General features: G+C 63.3%; 19 protein-coding genes. 11 read left to right on the top strand and 8 right to left on the bottom strand.

The annotated features are described in order from the left end of the window. Positions 1-251 precede the first annotated feature (251 nt). Both ACIQTZ_RS19225 and ACIQTZ_RS19220 read left to right on the top strand, forming a co-directional pair. Positions 252-854 carry a DUF1016 N-terminal domain-containing protein gene (locus tag ACIQTZ_RS19225; RefSeq protein WP_402982886.1) on the top strand — a complete coding sequence of 201 codons (603 nt, stop codon included), beginning with the start codon at positions 252-254 and terminating at the stop codon, positions 852-854. Then, positions 851-1,648 (top strand): Abi family protein, encoded by a 798-nt coding sequence (locus ACIQTZ_RS19220; RefSeq protein WP_402982884.1) that lies wholly within the window; start codon positions 851-853, stop codon positions 1,646-1,648. Before ACIQTZ_RS19225 ends, ACIQTZ_RS19220 begins: the two co-directional genes overlap by 4 nt. Before the next feature lie 13 nt (positions 1,649-1,661). Here the strand turns inward: ACIQTZ_RS19220 and ACIQTZ_RS19215 are convergent, their stop codons facing one another. Next, positions 1,662-2,594: an NAD-dependent epimerase/dehydratase family protein gene (locus ACIQTZ_RS19215; protein WP_402982882.1), complete on the bottom strand. Its 933-nt coding sequence runs from the start codon at positions 2,592-2,594 to the stop codon at positions 1,662-1,664. A gap of 134 nt (positions 2,595-2,728) precedes the next feature. On the opposite strand from ACIQTZ_RS19215, the gene ACIQTZ_RS19210 reads away from it, so the two are divergent. The 7 genes from ACIQTZ_RS19210 to ACIQTZ_RS19180 all read left to right on the top strand — a co-directional run bounded on the left by ACIQTZ_RS19210 (position 2,729) and on the right by ACIQTZ_RS19180 (position 9,520). Next, the gene (locus ACIQTZ_RS19210) at positions 2,729-3,448 is read left to right on the top strand and encodes a TetR/AcrR family transcriptional regulator (protein WP_402982880.1); all 720 of its coding nucleotides are present in this window, start codon (positions 2,729-2,731) and stop codon (positions 3,446-3,448) included. 22 nt (positions 3,449-3,470) lie between these two features. Further along, entirely contained in the window at positions 3,471-4,271 is an 801-nt protein-coding gene (locus ACIQTZ_RS19205; protein ID WP_402982878.1) for an oxygenase MpaB family protein, read from the top strand. Then, positions 4,264-5,160: a DUF817 domain-containing protein gene (locus ACIQTZ_RS19200; protein ID WP_402982876.1), complete on the top strand. Its 897-nt coding sequence runs from the start codon at positions 4,264-4,266 to the stop codon at positions 5,158-5,160. Before ACIQTZ_RS19205 ends, ACIQTZ_RS19200 begins: the two co-directional genes overlap by 8 nt. Positions 5,161-5,351: 191 nt before the next feature. Beyond that, positions 5,352-7,220 (top strand): molecular chaperone DnaK, encoded by a 1,869-nt coding sequence (dnaK, locus tag ACIQTZ_RS19195; RefSeq protein ID WP_400271150.1) that lies wholly within the window; start codon positions 5,352-5,354, stop codon positions 7,218-7,220. A 2-nt stretch (positions 7,221-7,222) separates the two neighbouring features. Beyond that, positions 7,223-7,873 carry a nucleotide exchange factor GrpE gene (locus ACIQTZ_RS19190; protein WP_402982874.1) on the top strand — a complete coding sequence of 217 codons (651 nt, stop codon included), beginning with the start codon at positions 7,223-7,225 and terminating at the stop codon, positions 7,871-7,873. A gap of 230 nt (positions 7,874-8,103) precedes the next feature. Further along, positions 8,104-9,078: a DnaJ C-terminal domain-containing protein gene (locus ACIQTZ_RS19185; RefSeq protein ID WP_402982872.1), complete on the top strand. Its 975-nt coding sequence runs from the start codon at positions 8,104-8,106 to the stop codon at positions 9,076-9,078. Between the two features lie 10 nt (positions 9,079-9,088). Beyond that, on the top strand, positions 9,089-9,520 hold the full coding sequence (locus ACIQTZ_RS19180; protein ID WP_402945211.1) for a heat shock protein transcriptional repressor HspR: 432 nt from the start codon (positions 9,089-9,091) through the stop codon (positions 9,518-9,520). Positions 9,521-9,529: 9 nt separating this feature from the next. On the opposite strand, the gene ACIQTZ_RS19175 is transcribed toward ACIQTZ_RS19180, so the two are convergent. Both ACIQTZ_RS19175 and ACIQTZ_RS19170 read right to left on the bottom strand, forming a co-directional pair. Next, the gene (locus ACIQTZ_RS19175; protein WP_402982870.1) at positions 9,530-9,925 is read right to left on the bottom strand and encodes a hypothetical protein; all 396 of its coding nucleotides are present in this window, start codon (positions 9,923-9,925) and stop codon (positions 9,530-9,532) included. A 50-nt stretch (positions 9,926-9,975) separates the two neighbouring features. Further along, positions 9,976-10,374 (bottom strand): YybH family protein, encoded by a 399-nt coding sequence (locus ACIQTZ_RS19170; RefSeq protein WP_402982868.1) that lies wholly within the window; start codon positions 10,372-10,374, stop codon positions 9,976-9,978. A gap of 165 nt (positions 10,375-10,539) precedes the next feature. Here ACIQTZ_RS19170 and ACIQTZ_RS19165 point away from each other — a divergent pair, with 165 nt between their 5' ends. Continuing rightward, positions 10,540-10,857 (top strand): DUF3040 domain-containing protein, encoded by a 318-nt coding sequence (locus ACIQTZ_RS19165; protein WP_402945219.1) that lies wholly within the window; start codon positions 10,540-10,542, stop codon positions 10,855-10,857. Here the strand turns inward: ACIQTZ_RS19165 and ACIQTZ_RS19160 are convergent. Together ACIQTZ_RS19160 and ACIQTZ_RS19155 are read right to left on the bottom strand one after the other, a co-directional pair. Beyond that, entirely contained in the window at positions 10,854-11,306 is a 453-nt protein-coding gene (locus ACIQTZ_RS19160; RefSeq protein WP_402982866.1) for a hypothetical protein, read from the bottom strand. The two genes, ACIQTZ_RS19165 and ACIQTZ_RS19160, sit on opposite strands and share 4 nt — an antisense overlap. A gap of 81 nt (positions 11,307-11,387) precedes the next feature. After that, complete coding sequence (locus ACIQTZ_RS19155) at positions 11,388-12,038, bottom strand: hypothetical protein (RefSeq protein ID WP_402982864.1); 651 nt, start codon at positions 12,036-12,038, stop codon at positions 11,388-11,390. 59 nt (positions 12,039-12,097) lie between these two features. On the opposite strand from ACIQTZ_RS19155, the gene ACIQTZ_RS19150 reads away from it, so the two are divergent. Beyond that, positions 12,098-12,442: a hypothetical protein gene (locus ACIQTZ_RS19150; RefSeq protein WP_397323568.1), complete on the top strand. Its 345-nt coding sequence runs from the start codon at positions 12,098-12,100 to the stop codon at positions 12,440-12,442. Between the two features lie 109 nt (positions 12,443-12,551). On the opposite strand, the gene ACIQTZ_RS19145 is transcribed toward ACIQTZ_RS19150, so the two are convergent. From ACIQTZ_RS19145 to ACIQTZ_RS19135, 3 genes are read right to left on the bottom strand one after another with little or no spacing between them, the layout of a single operon-like run. Continuing rightward, positions 12,552-13,256, bottom strand: coding sequence for a DUF624 domain-containing protein (locus ACIQTZ_RS19145; protein ID WP_402982863.1), 705 nt, complete (start codon positions 13,254-13,256; stop codon positions 12,552-12,554). Then, positions 13,253-14,188: a carbohydrate ABC transporter permease gene (locus ACIQTZ_RS19140; RefSeq protein ID WP_402982861.1), complete on the bottom strand. Its 936-nt coding sequence runs from the start codon at positions 14,186-14,188 to the stop codon at positions 13,253-13,255. The genes ACIQTZ_RS19145 and ACIQTZ_RS19140 overlap by 4 nt, the downstream gene beginning before the upstream one ends. Then, entirely contained in the window at positions 14,188-15,117 is a 930-nt protein-coding gene (locus ACIQTZ_RS19135; RefSeq protein ID WP_397323564.1) for a carbohydrate ABC transporter permease, read from the bottom strand. Before ACIQTZ_RS19135 ends, ACIQTZ_RS19140 begins: the two co-directional genes overlap by 1 nt. Between the last annotated feature and the right edge of the window lie 3 nt (positions 15,118-15,120).

The following is a 15,120-nucleotide window of genomic DNA, read 5'->3' as shown; positions in this document are numbered from 1 at the left end:
ATTGTGTGACAAAAGCAGTTAATCCGTGTCGGTGCTGAGACGATCGTGGAACCTGCCTGACCCGCCAGGAATGTCAGTGGTTGCTGTGAGGCTTGACCTATAAAACTGAGTCCCAAAGTCCTGACCGACACGCGCGCTCTGTCCTTAGCTGCTGCCTGGACCGCGCAAAGGTGCAACAAGCTGTTGCACCATTGCCGTGATCGTGTCTGGACGATTGCGTCTAGGCCGTCAATTGCCCTGGATTGGGAATCATGACCCAGATCGAGCCCGAGCTGCCGCGGGACTATGCGGCTGCACTCACGTCCCTCAAGGACCTTGTGCGTCAGGCGCAGTTCCGGGCCCAACGAGTGGTGAACACCGCCATGATCGAGCTGTACTGGAACATCGGACGGACGATCTTGGATCGGCAGGCCAACGAGGCGTGGGGCAGTGAAACCTTGGACAGACTGGCGCGTGACCTGCGCTCGGAATTCCCACATATGAGAGGATTTTCCCGGACCAATGTCTACAACATGCGCGCGTTCGCGGCCGCGTGGACCGGTCCGGAACCAATTGTCCAGACACCGTCTGGACAATTGAGTTGGAGCCACAACGTCACGCTCCTGAACAAAGTCAGGAACCACGATCTGCGGCGTTGGTATGCGTCCAAAGCCGTCCAAAACGGTTGGTCCGTTGCGGCTCTTGAACACCAAATCCTCACCGGCCTGCACACTCGCACCGGCGCCGCGCCCAACAATCCAGAAGCCCTCCTGCCCGGTTCACAGGTAAATGTGTTACGTTCTACCCATCAGACATTGCCCCCCTCTGAGCTTCGGCTCAAGGGGGCAATTTTCGTTAACGGGACGAGTCGGTGAAGTGTGGAGTACACCAAGGAATTCAAAGAGCGCGAAGAGTTGCTTCAACATCCCAAAAAGGCCTGATGGACTTCGAAGTTCGTCTGAGGGCTGCGATTGCCCATACCCTCGCGGCGAAGGATGTGGCCGCACATGCGTCCAAGAGGTTCCTTGATGAGCACAATTGTGATCGGCCCGCGGGAGGTCGCACGAAGTTTGAGGCATGGACCTCCACCTGGCGGGGCGCTGTCGGGGCAGCGGCAGAAGACGAAGATTTCCTCAAGCATCACTTGCTGAAGTATCCGCAGCAAGAGGTCCCTATCTGGGCCGTCACCGAGGTGCTGAGCTTCGGAAATTTGCCGTATCTCTTTGAATTGATGCAGACACCTGATGCTCGCGAGGTAGCGCGCATGTTTGGGTTCGCCCACCCGCGGCGCTTCGGTGCAGTGCTCCGGATGATGGTCGACTTCCGGAACGCGTCTGCGCACGGCTCCCGGCTTTTCAATCGGGCTTTCAAAAGGGCTATCTCGCTCAAGGAGCACGACACCATCGGCGCCTTTTTGGCACATCTGACTCGACCTGACTTTACGGCCACGCCCAAAGCACATCAGAGACTCTACATTTATGCTGCAACCCTGGCTTTCATGCTTCGGTCGCACTCCGGCGGAACCAATTGGCACCTGACCTTTGGAACCCACATTAAGAAGTTGGATATCAGGCTTCGCGCCCCAGGTGGGGCTGAACTCCTTTCTCCGTACGTAAGCATGGGATTTCCCGAGGACTGGCAGAACTTGGCATTATGGCAGTCGCGGTGACATCGAGCAGGTTTTAAGCAAGCGTCGCGCGCTTCGCCTGCCACCACGCCACTGTTGCCGCCGCTGCATCCGGGAGGGGAGTCGGGTCCAGGCCAAGGAGCTTTTGGCTCTCACTCGAGTCCATGACGAACGGCCGCTCGAACTGGTACAGCATCTCGGCCAGTTCCCGCATGTCCGTGGCGAAAACGCCGGCGACACGCAAGGCCCAGCCGGGGATCGCGCTCACCTTCGGTGTCCCAACTTCCGCCGCAGCAGCGTAGGCGCCGGCAAGTGCGCGCTGGGTCGTCGCCGGACCCGTCGGCGCGTGATGCACACGGTTCCACAGCTCGGGCCTTTGGGCCGCAGCAATCATGGCCGCGGCCAGGTCGGGGACGAAGGTAAAGGAGTGCGGCTGGTCCGCGCTGCCCAGCACCTGGACCGTCTTGCCTGCCAGGACCAGTGGCACCATGCGCTCGCCGGCGTGGGCCATCATGACCCGCGGCCCGAAGAAGTCGCCCGCCACGATGCTCACGGTGTTCGCCGCATGGGCTTGCCGCGCCTTGAGCAGTTCCGCCCGGACGCCGCGCTTACCGCCCGTCGCCTCGCGTGGGCCGGCTTCCGTCATGACGCTGTCAGGCTCGCTGTAGGAGTAGAGGCTTTCAGGAAAAACGACGACGGCGTCCGCGGCTGCCGCGGCGTCCATCACCACCTGCTCGGCTCCAGGAAGTTCAGCTGCCCATTCCTTTGCGCGGTACTTGGAACCGTGAATGCAATGGAAGATCGCCTGCGCGCCGCGAACTGCTTCGCTGAACTGAGCGGCGTCAGAGGCGTCTCCGCGCACGCGTTGGATCAGGGGATGTTCCGGTCCGCTGCCTGATCTGGTGACCACCCGGACCTCGTTCCCTTGCATGGCGAGAGTTTCAGCCACGGTCCATCCAACGGGTCCTGCTCCGGTGACGACGTACATGGGGTTCCTTTCCTGGCTTCCTGTGAAATAGAGAGCAGTGCTCTCATGGATTCAGAATGAACCGGCGCCGCCCTAAAGTCAAGAGCACTGCTCTCTTTTGTTGACGCCGCTCTCAAATGTGGCAAGCTGTTCCCATGCCGCCAACAGCCAAAGCAAAGCCGCCCACGCCCAGGCAGCGCGCCCGCGCCCAGACCATCGCCGACATCGTCCGACTCGGCAGGGAACATCTGGCCACACATGGAGCTGCCGGACTTTCCCTTCGCGCAGTGGCCCGCGACCTTGGAGTGGTCTCCTCGGCCGTTTACCGCTACGTGGAGAGCCGCGACGAATTGCTGACCCTCCTCCTCATCGATGCCTACAACGATCTCGGTGACGAGGTAGACGCGGCGGTGGACTCCGCCGGCGGACAGGACTTCGCGGGGCAGTTCCAAGCGTTGGGCATGGCCGTCAGGAGATGGGCGCTCCGGGAACCGTCAAGGTACGCACTCCTGTTCGGCAGCCCCGTCCCTGGATACCAAGCCCCTGGGGAGCGCACCACGGTGCCCGGCACCCGCGTCATTGTTCGCCTCGTCGGGATTTTCGACGCCGCGTACCGGGCCGGTGCGTTGACAGCGGCGGTGCCTCCCGCCGTCGTCATTCACCCCAAGCTCTCGGGGGATCTGGCGAGAATCCGTGCGGAGATGGGGCTGGCGGCACCGGATGCGTCGCTCGCGAGGGGTGTGCTCGTGTGGACATCGTTGTTTGGGGCGGTCAGTTTTGAGGTGTTTGGCCAGTACGGCGCGGACACCTTTGCCGCCCGCGATGAACTCTTCGAACACCAGTTGGCTGTCCTGCAGGGAGTCGCCGGGCTGTAGGCGGCGGAAGTAGAGTATTCGGATGGCTCGTGGACTGGCAGATATCGGGGCGGAGGGCGTCCTGCTCGCCGGTGCCGGGCGTGCCATTCTCCTGCAGATCGCCGACCCGCGGGTAGGTCACGGCGTGGCGGACCACAGCAATTTCGTTGACCGTCCGCAGGACCGGCTCAAGGCCACGCTGACTTACGTCTACGCCGTGGTGTACGGGACCGAGGAGCAGGTCGCCGCTGTCCGCCGCGCGGTCAATCGGGCCCATGCCCCGGTCCGGAGCGCGGCCGATGGCAAGTCCAAGGGCTACAACGCCTTCGATGCCTCATCACAGCTCTGGGTGGTGGCCACCCTCTACAACACGGCGCTCACTGTCTACGAGCAGGTCCATGGAACGCTCGACGACGAGACCGCGGACCTCATGTACCAGGACTACGCCCGGATCGGCACAGCCCTGCAGCTTCCGGCGGACATGTGGCCGACGGACCGGGCGGCGTTTGCCGAGTACTGGAACGCGCAGATGGCGGTGCTGCAGCCGGACGATAAGGCACGGAAGATCGCCCGCGACTTGCTCTATCCGGTGGGCGGTCCGGCCCTCATGCGCCTCGTGATGCCCGTTGCCCGGTTCCTGACGGTTGGTCTGTTGCCGGACCATCTGCGGCAAGGGTTCGGATTCGATTGGACTCCGGTGCATGCCCGGCGTTTCGACCGTGCCATGCGTGTTGTGGGGCACGTGTATCCCCGTTTGCCGCAGCGGATCCGGCACTGGCCCCGGGACTATTGCCTGAGTGCCTTGAAGCCGGCCCCGGCCGAGCGCACGGTGCGGCATGCGTAATTCGACGTCGGTTGAACAGTCCATCGACCGGCTCGCCCACCGCTACCTGGACCGATCAGCCGGGCGTCTTCGGGCGGGACTTACGGAGTTCGTCGTCTTCGGCCTGAAGCAGGCGTGGGCCTGCGTTTTCGGAGCATCCCTGCTGGCTGTGATTATCGCGGTGCGGCTCTGGTATCCCTCCGGGGCGGGCCTGGCCAGCAACGACTTCCTGACCTTCGCGGCTGTGGCAATCCAGGTGTTGATGGTGGTCTTCCGGTTGGAGACTATGCGTGAGCTTCGCGTGATCGTCCTGTTCCATGTGGTGGGGACGGTCATGGAGTTGTTCAAGACGGACGTCGGCTCGTGGTCCTATGAAGCGGACGGCATCCTTCGAATTAGTGCGGTTCCCTTGTTCAGCGGCTTCATGTACGCGGCCGTGGGCTCCTACATGGTGCGGGTATTCCGGCTGTTTGACCTCCGCTTCGACCGCTACCCTCGACGATGGATCACAGCCCTTGTAGCGGCCGGGATCTACGTCAATTTCTTCTCGCACCACTACATCTTCGACTTCCGCTGGGTGCTGCTGGCCGCCGTCGTACTTGTCTACGGGCGGTGCGTGATGAACTACCGGGTGTTCCGCAAGCGCTTCCGGATGCCCATCCTGGTGTCGTTCCTGCTGGTGGCGCTGTTCATCTGGTTCGCGGAGAACATCGGCACGTGGTCCCGCGCCTGGCTCTACCCGAACCAGTTGAACGGGTGGCAGGCTGTCTCGATCGACAAGCTGCTGGCGTGGTTCCTGTTGATGATCATTTCGGTGGTGCTCGTGGCGTGGGTGTACAAGCCGGAGCCACCTGAGCAGTTCACCGTAGGCGAAACGAGCCCGGAATTCCGCGTGAACACTGGGAAGTAGGGACGTTGAGCCACAAAGTTGAGCGTACCTCACTCAACTTTGGATTGACATCTTTTCGAGGCTGAGTACAGTTGAGTGCAGAACGCTCAACTAGCCGATTGTTGAGTGGGCTCCCGACAGCAAAACCCGCCTTGGCGGAGAGTGCTGTTCGAGTGCAATCATCAACATCGGTCATTGAAAGGAAACAAGATATGTCACGTGCAGTAGGTATCGACCTCGGAACCACCAACTCCGTGGTCTCTGTTCTTGAAGGTGGCGAGCCCACCGTCATCGCCAACGCAGAAGGCGGCCGCACCACGCCGTCCGTCGTCGCGTTCTCCAAGTCCGGCGAAGTCCTGGTTGGCGAGATCGCCAAGCGCCAGGCCGTCAACAACATCGACCGCACCATCGCCTCCGTCAAGCGCCACATGGGCACCGACTGGACCGTCGCCATCGATGACAAGAAGTACACGCCGCAGGAAATTTCCGCGCGTATCCTCATGAAGCTCAAGAACGACGCCGAGAGCTACTTGGGCGAAAAGGTCACCGACGCTGTGATCACCGTTCCGGCCTACTTCAATGACGCCGAGCGCCAGTCCACCAAGGAAGCCGGCGAAATCGCGGGCCTCAACGTCCTCCGCATCGTCAACGAGCCCACCGCGGCTGCCTTGGCTTACGGGCTGGACAAGGGCAAGGAAGACGAACTCATCCTGGTCTTCGACCTCGGTGGCGGTACGTTCGACGTCTCCCTCCTCGAAGTTGGCAAGGACGAAGACAACTTCTCCACCATCCAGGTCCGCGCAACGGCCGGTGACAACCGCCTCGGTGGCGACGACTGGGACAACCGCGTCGTCGAATGGCTCTTGAGCCAGCTCAAGGTCAAGGGCATCGACCTCTCCAAGGACAAGATCGCCCTTCAGCGTCTCCGCGAAGCCGCAGAGCAGGCCAAGAAGGAACTGTCTTCCTCCACCAGCACCAACATCTCCCTCCAGTACCTGTCCGTCACCCCCGACGGCCCGGTCCACCTGGACGAGCAGCTCACCCGCGCCAAGTTCCAGGACCTCACCAAGGACCTGCTGGACCGCACCAAGAAGCCGTTCCACGACGTCATCGCTGAAGCCGGCATCAAGGTTTCGGACATCGACCACATCGTGCTCGTCGGTGGCTCCACCCGTATGCCTGCTGTCTCCGAGCTCGTCAAGGAACTCGCCGGCGGCAAGGAGCCCAACAAGGGCGTCAACCCGGATGAGGTTGTGGCCGTTGGTGCCGCACTCCAGGCCGGTGTACTGAAGGGCGAGCGCAAGGACGTCCTGCTCATCGACGTCACGCCGCTGTCCCTCGGCATCGAAACCAAGGGTGGCGTCATGACGCACCTCATCGAGCGCAACACGGCTATCCCCACCAAGCGTTCGGAGACCTTCACCACCGCTGACGACAACCAGCCGTCCGTGGCCATCCAGGTCTTCCAGGGCGAGCGTGAATTCACCCGCGACAACAAGCCGCTGGGCACGTTCGAACTGACCGGCATCGCCCCGGCACCGCGTGGCGTTCCGCAGGTCGAGGTCACCTTCGACATCGACGCCAACGGCATTGTGCACGTGTCCGCCAAGGACAAGGGCACTGGCAAGGAACAGTCCATGACCATCACCGGTGGCACGGCACTCTCCAAGGACGACATTGACCGCATGGTCCGTGAAGCCGAGGAGCACGCTGCCGAGGACAAGGCACGCCGTGAAGCTACGGACACCCGTAACTCCGCTGAGCAGCTCGCCTACTCGGTGGAGAAGCTCATCGCCGAAAACGAGGACAAGCTGCCCGAAGAGGTCAAGACCGAGGTCAAGGCCGACGTCGACTCCCTCAAGTCCGCGCTCGAAGGCACCGACGACGCAGCCGTGAAGACGGCGTTTGAGAAGCTGCAGGCTTCCCAGACCAAGCTCGGCGAAGCCATCTACTCGCAGGCCGCAGCAGCCGACGCCCCGGGTGCCGGTGCTGAAGGTGCCTCCGCAGGTGCCGCCGGCGACAAGGCCGACGAGGACATCGTCGACGCCGAGATCATCGACGAAGACGAAGCGAAGAAGTAACCATGCCTCATCACGGCAACGAAGCAGAACACTCCGAAGACGAGCGCGGCAACGAGCAGCGCAAGCCGGTCATCCGGGACAACCGCAAGGTTGATCCGGAAACCGGTGCGGCCCGCCACCCCGAGGGCGAAGCGACTGCTGCGTCCACCGAGGGCGACGCCCTGTCCCAGGCTGAGGAAATCCTCAACGGGGTAGAGGTTCCGGCTGAAGAGTCGGTCGCTCCCGGTGCCGCGGCGGAAGCCCAGGCGGCCGAACTGCGCAACGACCTCCTCCGCCTGCAGGCTGAGTACGTCAACTACCGCAAGCGCGTGGAACGCGACCGCGCCGTAGCAGGGGAGATGGCCGTCATCGGCGTCCTGAACTCCCTGCTCCCGGTGCTGGACGATGTTGACGCCGCACGCCAGCACGGTGACCTCGAGGACGGCCCCTTCGCCGCCATCGCCACCAAGCTGGAGAACGCGCTGAAGACGTACGGACTGGAGCGCATCGCGGACACCGGAGTCGAATTCGACCCCACCATCCACGAGGCACTCATCCAGCAGCCGGGCGAGGACATCGAAGTAGACACGGTCAGCCAGGTGCTGCGCTCGGGATACCGCTCAGGCGAGCGTGTCCTGCGGGCAGCCCAAGTGATCGTCGCAGTACCGGCGTAGCTCACCCCGCCTGCGCGGATGAGGGGGCCCCGCCCCTACGCCGGGTGGCCGAGGATCTGCGATCCTTGGCCACCCGGCTTCGGCAGCGGATATTGGCCTTCCCAACACTCGCAAGCTCGTGTAGGGGCCCTCGGCCAGATCCTTGGATGCCACTCCCGGGCCCCCTCATCCGCTACGGCTAGGCGGTAAGGTCGCCGTACGCTTTAGTTTTGATTTGAAAGGAAACGCTCTTGGCCAGCCAGGACTGGGTTGAAAAGGATTTTTACGCGATCCTTGGTGTTGCCAAGGACGCGTCCGACGCTGACATCAAGAAGGCTTACCGCAAGCTTGCGCGGCAGTACCATCCGGATACCAACGCCGGGGACGCTGTCGCGGAGAAGAAGTTCAAGGACATTTCCGAGGCCTACTCGGTGCTGTCGAGCCCTGAGGACCGGCAGCAGTATGATGCCATCCGCGCCATGGGTGGTGCCCGGTTCGCTCCGGGCGCTGGTGGTCGTGGCGGCGCAGGGGCCAACGGAGGGTTCGAGGACCTGTTCGGCGGCCTGTTCGGCGGCGGCGCAGGTGCACGCCAACCGCAGGGTGGCGGCATTCCGCCGGAGTTCGCTGACCTGTTCGGCGGCGGATTCGGGGGAGGCCAGACAGGTTTCCAGCGCGCCCCGCAGAAGGGCTCGGACCGCACGGCCACCACGTCGATCTCCTTTGCCGGCTCCATCAAGGGCACCACGGTGAGCTTGCGCGAGAGCAACGGCAACGTCATCGACGTGAAGATCCCGGCCGGTATCAAGGACGGCCAAAAGGTCCGCCAGCGCGGCAAGGGCAACGTTGGCCCGGCCGGCAATGGGGACCTCATCATCACGGTCAGCGTGAAACCCCACGACTTCTTTCAGCGCGACGGGGACAACATCCGCGTCCACGTGCCTGTCACGTTCGCGGAAGCGGCGCTGGGCGCCACCATCGAGGTTCCAACGCTCGACGGCGACACCGTCAAGTTGCGCGTCCCGGCGGGCACTCCCGCAGGCCGGACTCTGCGTGTGAAGGGCCGGGGCGTGAAGACGTCCAAGGCGACCGGCGACCTGCTGGTGACCTTCGACGTCGCCGTTCCGCAGAACCTGAGCAAGGAAGCGGAGGAGGCCGTGAAGGCGTTCGCTGCGGCCACTTCCGACGCCAACCCGCGTCACGACCTGGCCGCGAAGGCCCGGTTGTAAGGAGAAGGTCATGGCTATCGACGTCAACCAGCCGATCTTCGTCATCTCCGTCGCTGCGGAGCTTGCCGACATGCATCCGCAGACGTTGCGCCAGTACGACCGTTTGGGCATCGTCTCGCCCAGCCGCGCGCCCGGAAAGTCCCGCCGCTACTCACAGAACGACGTGGACAGGCTGCGCGAGGTGCAACGCCTTTCGCAATCCGGCGTCTCCCTTGAAGGGATCAAGCGCATCCTGGACCTCGAGAACCAGGTGGCTGCCCTGCAATACCGCGTGGCGGAGCTGACGGAAGAACTGTCACGCCGCCGGACTCCCGTGGACGCGAGGATCTTCGCAGCGGGAGCTGCGGGCGACGTCGTAAGCCTCGCACGGGGCCAGCGTCCCCGCGCCCGCTCCCAGGCCGTCGTCGTATGGCGACCGCGGCCGGGGGAGGGACAGCGTTAGCAGCAGGGACTAGGCCGAACGGTCCCAGCGGACCACAACCTTGGCTGCGCCCCCTTCTGTGCGCTCCACCTCGGCGATGATCTGCGACTCGGACGCGCCCATGTCCCGGATCTGCTGCTTGTAGTCCTCGAGGTGTTCCTGCAGGGACTCCTCCGTCCATTCTCCGGGCCGCATGCGGGTGGAGATTTCCACGGGCTCGGTGGGGACTACCAGGTCCTGCGGCTGGGTGTCCGCCACGGGCCCGCGCCGAACGGGTTCACCATCCGGGGCCAGCATGCGCCAGGCAAAGGCGCCGCCAGCAATGCCGGCCAGGAGTCCCATGACGACGAGCCATGCTGTGCGGCCGCGTCGTGGCCTCGGGTGCTGTGCCAGGCTGTTCGGAATGTTTGCAGATCGTCGTGCCATGGGAAGAATCGCCTTCCAGTTGGTTGCCGTACGTCGTGCTGGGTACGTTCTTAGCTTGTCACAGTATCGCCGTGCCTGTGGGCCACCCGCCAGGCACCGTCTTCCCGGCGGTAAACCTGCGTGGCGCGCAGTACGTAACTGCGGGGCTCGCCGTTGACGGAGGTGGAGGTGTGCTCCATGCCGACGGTGTAGGCCATGTCGCCCATGACATCGAAGGACAATAACTCGAACTCATATGCCGTGCAGTCGGAGAAGCTCTTTCCCAGATCAGTGAACAGCCGGTCCAAAGCGGCTTGCCCGAAAGTATTCTGCCAGGCGCCCAACACGCTGACTGGTTCTTTTCGGGACCACAGTGCGCGCCGCGGCGCAGCGTCCCCGTTATGCAGCGCACGTTCGGCCTGGTAAAGATCAGCCCTGACCCAGGCGAGGAAATCATCGTGGTCGGTCATTCTTCCAGAGTGGTGCTTTCCCTTGCCGGATGGAAGGGCAAGCTGTGGCTACGGCGGTCGAATCGACAGATAATAAAGGCATGGCACGGCAAGCAGCGCAGGTGCCTCAGCGTGGAATGTAAGCGCCAGTGGCGTTGAATGCTCATGGGGTGGGGATGGATTCCGATGTCGTTATCGGATGAAGAGCGACGGAGCCTCGAAGAGCTCGAGCGTGGCCTTGTTGCATCGGACCCGGACCTTGACCTTCAGCTGAGGTCCGGGCGCCTCCGTGGAACGGGAGCCAGGATGGTCCTGGGCGCTCTGGCCCTCCTGGTCGGCTTTGCCTTGGTCATTTCGGGAATCATCACCCAGATCCTCATCGTGGGCGTGGCCGGATTCCTCGTCGCTGGTGGCGGAGCCTACCTCTTGCTGAGCCGTTTGGTTCTCAGGCGGCGGATCCGCAGGAACGGCGAGACGGGAAATGAGGCGGGACGAGGCGCCTAAACCACCGGCGAGTCCGGTTTGAACGGCACCTTGTCCAAGTTGGTGGCGGCCTGATCGGGCGGCGTGGTGTCCGCAGGAACGGGAGTGGGCTCACCAGGCCGGGCCATCATCCGCCAGACCATGACGGCACCGAAGCACAATCCGGCACCGACCAGGAACGCCACCAATCCCGCACTCCCGGACTTCTGTTTGCGTCCACGCCGGAGCGTTTGTGTTGCTTTCTTGACGGCCTTCGCTGCGGTGCCGCGCGCATGCTTGGCTGCCTTCCGGTCACCGGTCAGCGTGAGGACAACTCCGTGCACCACCGAAGGCACATCGGCGTGGTTGATCCGGGACAACGCCCATCCCACCACGGCATCAGTTTGCGAAGCAGTACCTTCGGCGGCGTGCTTAACCCACTCGCCTGCCAGGTCCTGGACGGCTGGAACTACGGATTTGACTGAGTACACGATGACCCCTTCACGGAGTAGATGGCCCCGTGTGCCAGCCTACGCTACCCGCCCGGTGACAAACAGTACCGCGATCAGGCTCTAGTCCCGGACCACCGACGCAAGTTCCACGGGGTTGTCGAGCCCTGCCCACGAGCCGTGCAGCGCGAGTTCGGCGTGCAGCTCCGGCGCTGCAGCAGTGTTGACGGCGGCATCCGCGGCCACATCCACCACGCGGTTCACCTTCAGGCGAAGCGACCCCGCATCGATGATCGTCACGCCGCTGCCCGATACTGGCGCCGACGCGCTCAACCCGGGAACACCGCCGTCGAGCGTTCCGCTGCCCTTGACCGTGACGGTGCTGCGGCGCGGCTCGGTCTCACCGTCCACCAGCAACGCCGCTTCTTTTTGTCCGGTGAGGATCGCGGTGGCCAAGGCCTTGACGTAGACCGGATCGCCGCAGGCGTCGTACACCCAGCGCTTGCCCAGGACCGAGTGCTCCATGGTGCCGATCAGCCACTCGCTGGCGCCGCCGAGCTCGTGTCCGCGGTAGCTCAGGGGAATCTGGTAGACGCGTTCACCCGCGGCAACGACGTGGGTTTCAATGCCTACCTCGCCAGCGGGATCGTCAAAACGGTAGGCGCCGATGACCTCTGGTTCGCCGTCCTGGATGAACCACGGCTGCGTCGGCAGGTAGTCAGCGATGAGTTCAAGCTTGGTGGGGGACAGGGTTGCTTTGTGGATGATCGCCATGTCCCCCAGCCTAGGCCACGCCCTTTACAATCGAAGAGACGTCGACCATTGAGGGAATCATGAAGAAACTCACCACTGTCCTGATCGCTGCCGGGCTGCTCGCCTCGGCTTCCGCTTGTTCAGCACCGCAGCTGACCACCGCGCAGACCTGCGACAGGATGGCCGCCGCCGCGTCCGGGCTCACCCAGAGCAACAACAAGACGGCAAGCAACCGCGTGGCCAACGCCATCCGCCCCATCGAGGGTGTCGCCTCGGACGACATGAAGCCGGTTGTGACCTCCATCCTGGCCCTGCTGGATGAGCAGGCGAAGGAGAACCCGGACGAGGAGAAGCTCGGCAAGCTGACTGAGGAGTACCAGGAGGCTGGCACCAAGTACGGCCAGCTCTGCAACGGCGCCCAGTAGCGAACCTTTCCTACGAACGCTCTCTCACCTTCCACCCCTTAAACGCCAACGCTCTCTCATCGGATGAGAGAGCGATCGGCTGAAGGGGCGGTTTGGTGAGAGAGCGTTTTTAGTTGGAGGGGGTATGGAGTACGGCGTGGAAGGCGTAGGAGGCGTTGCTCCAGATCACGAACAGCAGCGGCGCTGGAGCCAGCGCGATGCCCAGGACGGGCTGCAGGACGGCGGCGGAGACGATGATGCCGAGCAGTACCAGCATGGCCAGGCTCAGGTACCAGCGCTGTACCACCAGGTAGAGGGAGGCCTTGAGGATGCTTTTCAGCCTCGCTTGGGGCAGAAGTACGACGCCGGCAATCGCCGTCACTGCCAGGGTCACCGTCACGGCGGCTGCTACGACGATGAGCGGCAACAGAAGCGCGGCACCTGGAAGGGACTGGATGGCTACGAGGTCTACACCGAGGAACAGAAGCAGTGCCACCGCAGCCACGCCGAGCGGAGCGGTCTTCACGAAACTGCGTTTGTATCCCGACAGGAAGGCAGCAACGGGGGTGACCGCGCCGCCGTCGTCGTTCAGGGACCGGAAGGCTGCGAAGAGGCCGGCGAGGGAAGGTGCGATGGTGACTGAGAGGGCGAGGAAGAACGGCCAAGCGGCCGCTGGGTCTGCCACCAGGGAGAGGCAGAGCACCAGCGGCGCGTTGGCCAGGGCCAGCAGGACGTTGCCGGCCAGGAAGGTGTAGACGAAACCGAAGATGCTGCCGAAGGTTTCGAATCCTGGTCCTGACCAGCGGCGTTTGCGGGGAGCACGCACGGTGCTCATCCCTTCATGCCGCTCGTCGCGATGCCCTGGATGAAGTAGCGCTGGCCGATCAGGAAGATGATGAGGATGGGGATCACGGAGATCACCGAGCCGGTCATGATCATGGCGTATTCGGCGTCGAACTGGCCCACGAAGGAGCGCAGGCCCAGCTGGACGGTCCAGAGGCGGTTGGAGGTGAGGTAGATGAACGGGCCCATGTAGTCGTTCCACGTGTTCACGAACGTCAGCAGGGCCAGGCTCGCCAATGCGGGCTTGGACAGGGGCAGGATCACGCGGGCCCAGATGCCGTACTCGCTGAGCCCATCGATGCGGGCTGCTTCGCACAGTTCGTCCGGGATGGTCATGTAGTACTGGCGCATCAGGAACACACCGAACGCACCGAAAGCCTGCAACAGGATCAGGGCGTTGAAGCTGTTGGTCAGGCCCAGGTTCTGCATCATGATGTACTGCGGCACCATGTACGCCTGCCACGGAACGGCGATGGTGCCGATGTAGCAGAGGAACAGCACGTCACGCCCGGGGAAGCGGACCTTGGAGAAACCGTAGGCCGCCAGTGAGCCCGTGAGTACCTGAAGGCAGGTGATGATCACTGCCAGGTAGAGCGAGTTCTGCAGGTAGCCCATCATGGGAATGCGGGTCCAGATGTCGGCGTAGTTGCTCCACACAAACTCCTGCGGGATCCACTGGATGGGGACGGTGAGGACCTGGTTGTTCTCCTTCAGCGAGGAGGACACCATCCAGATGAACGGCACCATGAGCGCCACCACCAGGACCACCAGCACACCGTAGATGATCACATTGGCGGTCCGCTTCTTCTGCTCGCGCGGCGAACGCTTGCGGACTGTCCGACGGCGGTCTCCCGCACCTGCAGGAGGCAGGCCCGACCCGGCGAAGCGGGCCTCAGCCTTGAGGTCTTCGGCCATGTTGGTCATCAGCGTTCCCTCCGCTGTTGGATCTTGAACTGCAGGACGGTGACCGTCAGGACGATGAGGAACAGGACCAGCGAAATGGCCGAGGAGTAGCCGAACTTACCTTCGCCGATGCCCTCCTGGTAGATCAGCTGGGACAGGACTGTGGTGGAGCGTCCGGGGCCGCCGTTGGTCATGACGACGATCAGGTCGAACACCTTGAAGCTGGAGACCGTCAGCATGACCACCACGAAGAACGTGGTAGGCCGCAGCGACGGGATGGTGACGTTCCAGAAACGCTGCCAGGCGCTGGCGCCATCGACTTCCGCGGCCTCGTAGAGTTCGGTCGGGATGGCTTGGAGTCCGGCCAGGTAGAGGACCATGTAGTAGCCCATGTCCCGCCACACGCTGGTGATGATCACGGCAGGGAGCGCCCAGTCCGAGCTTGAGGTCCAGCCCGGTGCGTTGGCGATGCCGATCGCGTGGAGGAGCTGGTTGATCGGTCCGTTGTCCGGGCTGAACAGCATGTTCCAGACGACGGCGACGGCAACCAGCGAGGTGATGTACGGGAAGAAGATCGCAACCCGGAAGAAGCCGATGCCCTTGAGCTTCCGGTTCAACAGCATGGCCAGGAGCAAGGCCAGGGCCATGGTCAGGGGAACGTGCCCGAGCGCATAGACCACGGTGTTGCGCAGCGCGATCCAGAACGAGTCGGAGGCGAACATCCGCTGGAAGTTCGCCAGCCCAACCCACTTGGGAGCACTGAACGAGGTCCACTCCATGAAGGAGAGCGCGAAGGCGGCGAGGACGGGGATCAGGGTGAAGGCCAGGAAACCGATGAAGTTCGGGAGGATGAACGTCCAGCCGATCAGGGTATTACGCCTGGCCTGCTTCCTGTTGCCCCGGCCGGCAACAGCCGGGGCAACGGGCTTGGAGATTGTTTCTGTACTCATAAC

Origin of the sequence: Paenarthrobacter sp. NPDC090520 (assembly GCF_044769205.1) — a bacterium.
In the GTDB taxonomy this organism is placed as follows: Bacteria; Actinomycetota; Actinomycetes; order Actinomycetales; family Micrococcaceae; genus Arthrobacter.
The sequence above is the reverse complement of the archived record's forward strand: the minus strand, read 5'-3'. Positions and strand labels throughout refer to the sequence as shown.

Coding starts and splice junctions, on each gene's coding strand:
- ACIQTZ_RS19225 (WP_402982886.1), top strand. CDS start 252: ATGACCCAGATCGAGCCCGAGCTGCCGCGGGACTATGCGGCTGCACTC.
- ACIQTZ_RS19215 (WP_402982882.1), bottom strand. CDS start 2,594: ATGTACGTCGTCACCGGAGCAGGACCCGTTGGATGGACCGTGGCTGAA.
- ACIQTZ_RS19210 (WP_402982880.1), top strand. CDS start 2,729: ATGCCGCCAACAGCCAAAGCAAAGCCGCCCACGCCCAGGCAGCGCGCC.
- ACIQTZ_RS19205 (WP_402982878.1), top strand. CDS start 3,471: ATGGCTCGTGGACTGGCAGATATCGGGGCGGAGGGCGTCCTGCTCGCC.
- ACIQTZ_RS19200 (WP_402982876.1), top strand. CDS start 4,264: ATGCGTAATTCGACGTCGGTTGAACAGTCCATCGACCGGCTCGCCCAC.
- dnaK (WP_400271150.1), top strand. CDS start 5,352: ATGTCACGTGCAGTAGGTATCGACCTCGGAACCACCAACTCCGTGGTC.
- ACIQTZ_RS19190 (WP_402982874.1), top strand. CDS start 7,223: ATGCCTCATCACGGCAACGAAGCAGAACACTCCGAAGACGAGCGCGGC.
- ACIQTZ_RS19180 (WP_402945211.1), top strand. CDS start 9,089: ATGGCTATCGACGTCAACCAGCCGATCTTCGTCATCTCCGTCGCTGCG.
- ACIQTZ_RS19175 (WP_402982870.1), bottom strand. CDS start 9,925: ATGGCACGACGATCTGCAAACATTCCGAACAGCCTGGCACAGCACCCG.
- ACIQTZ_RS19170 (WP_402982868.1), bottom strand. CDS start 10,374: ATGACCGACCACGATGATTTCCTCGCCTGGGTCAGGGCTGATCTTTAC.
- ACIQTZ_RS19165 (WP_402945219.1), top strand. CDS start 10,540: ATGTCGTTATCGGATGAAGAGCGACGGAGCCTCGAAGAGCTCGAGCGT.
- ACIQTZ_RS19155 (WP_402982864.1), bottom strand. CDS start 12,038: ATGGCGATCATCCACAAAGCAACCCTGTCCCCCACCAAGCTTGAACTC.
- ACIQTZ_RS19150 (WP_397323568.1), top strand. CDS start 12,098: ATGAAGAAACTCACCACTGTCCTGATCGCTGCCGGGCTGCTCGCCTCG.
- ACIQTZ_RS19145 (WP_402982863.1), bottom strand. CDS start 13,256: ATGAGCACCGTGCGTGCTCCCCGCAAACGCCGCTGGTCAGGACCAGGA.
- ACIQTZ_RS19140 (WP_402982861.1), bottom strand. CDS start 14,188: ATGACCAACATGGCCGAAGACCTCAAGGCTGAGGCCCGCTTCGCCGGG.
- ACIQTZ_RS19135 (WP_397323564.1), bottom strand. CDS start 15,117: ATGAGTACAGAAACAATCTCCAAGCCCGTTGCCCCGGCTGTTGCCGGC.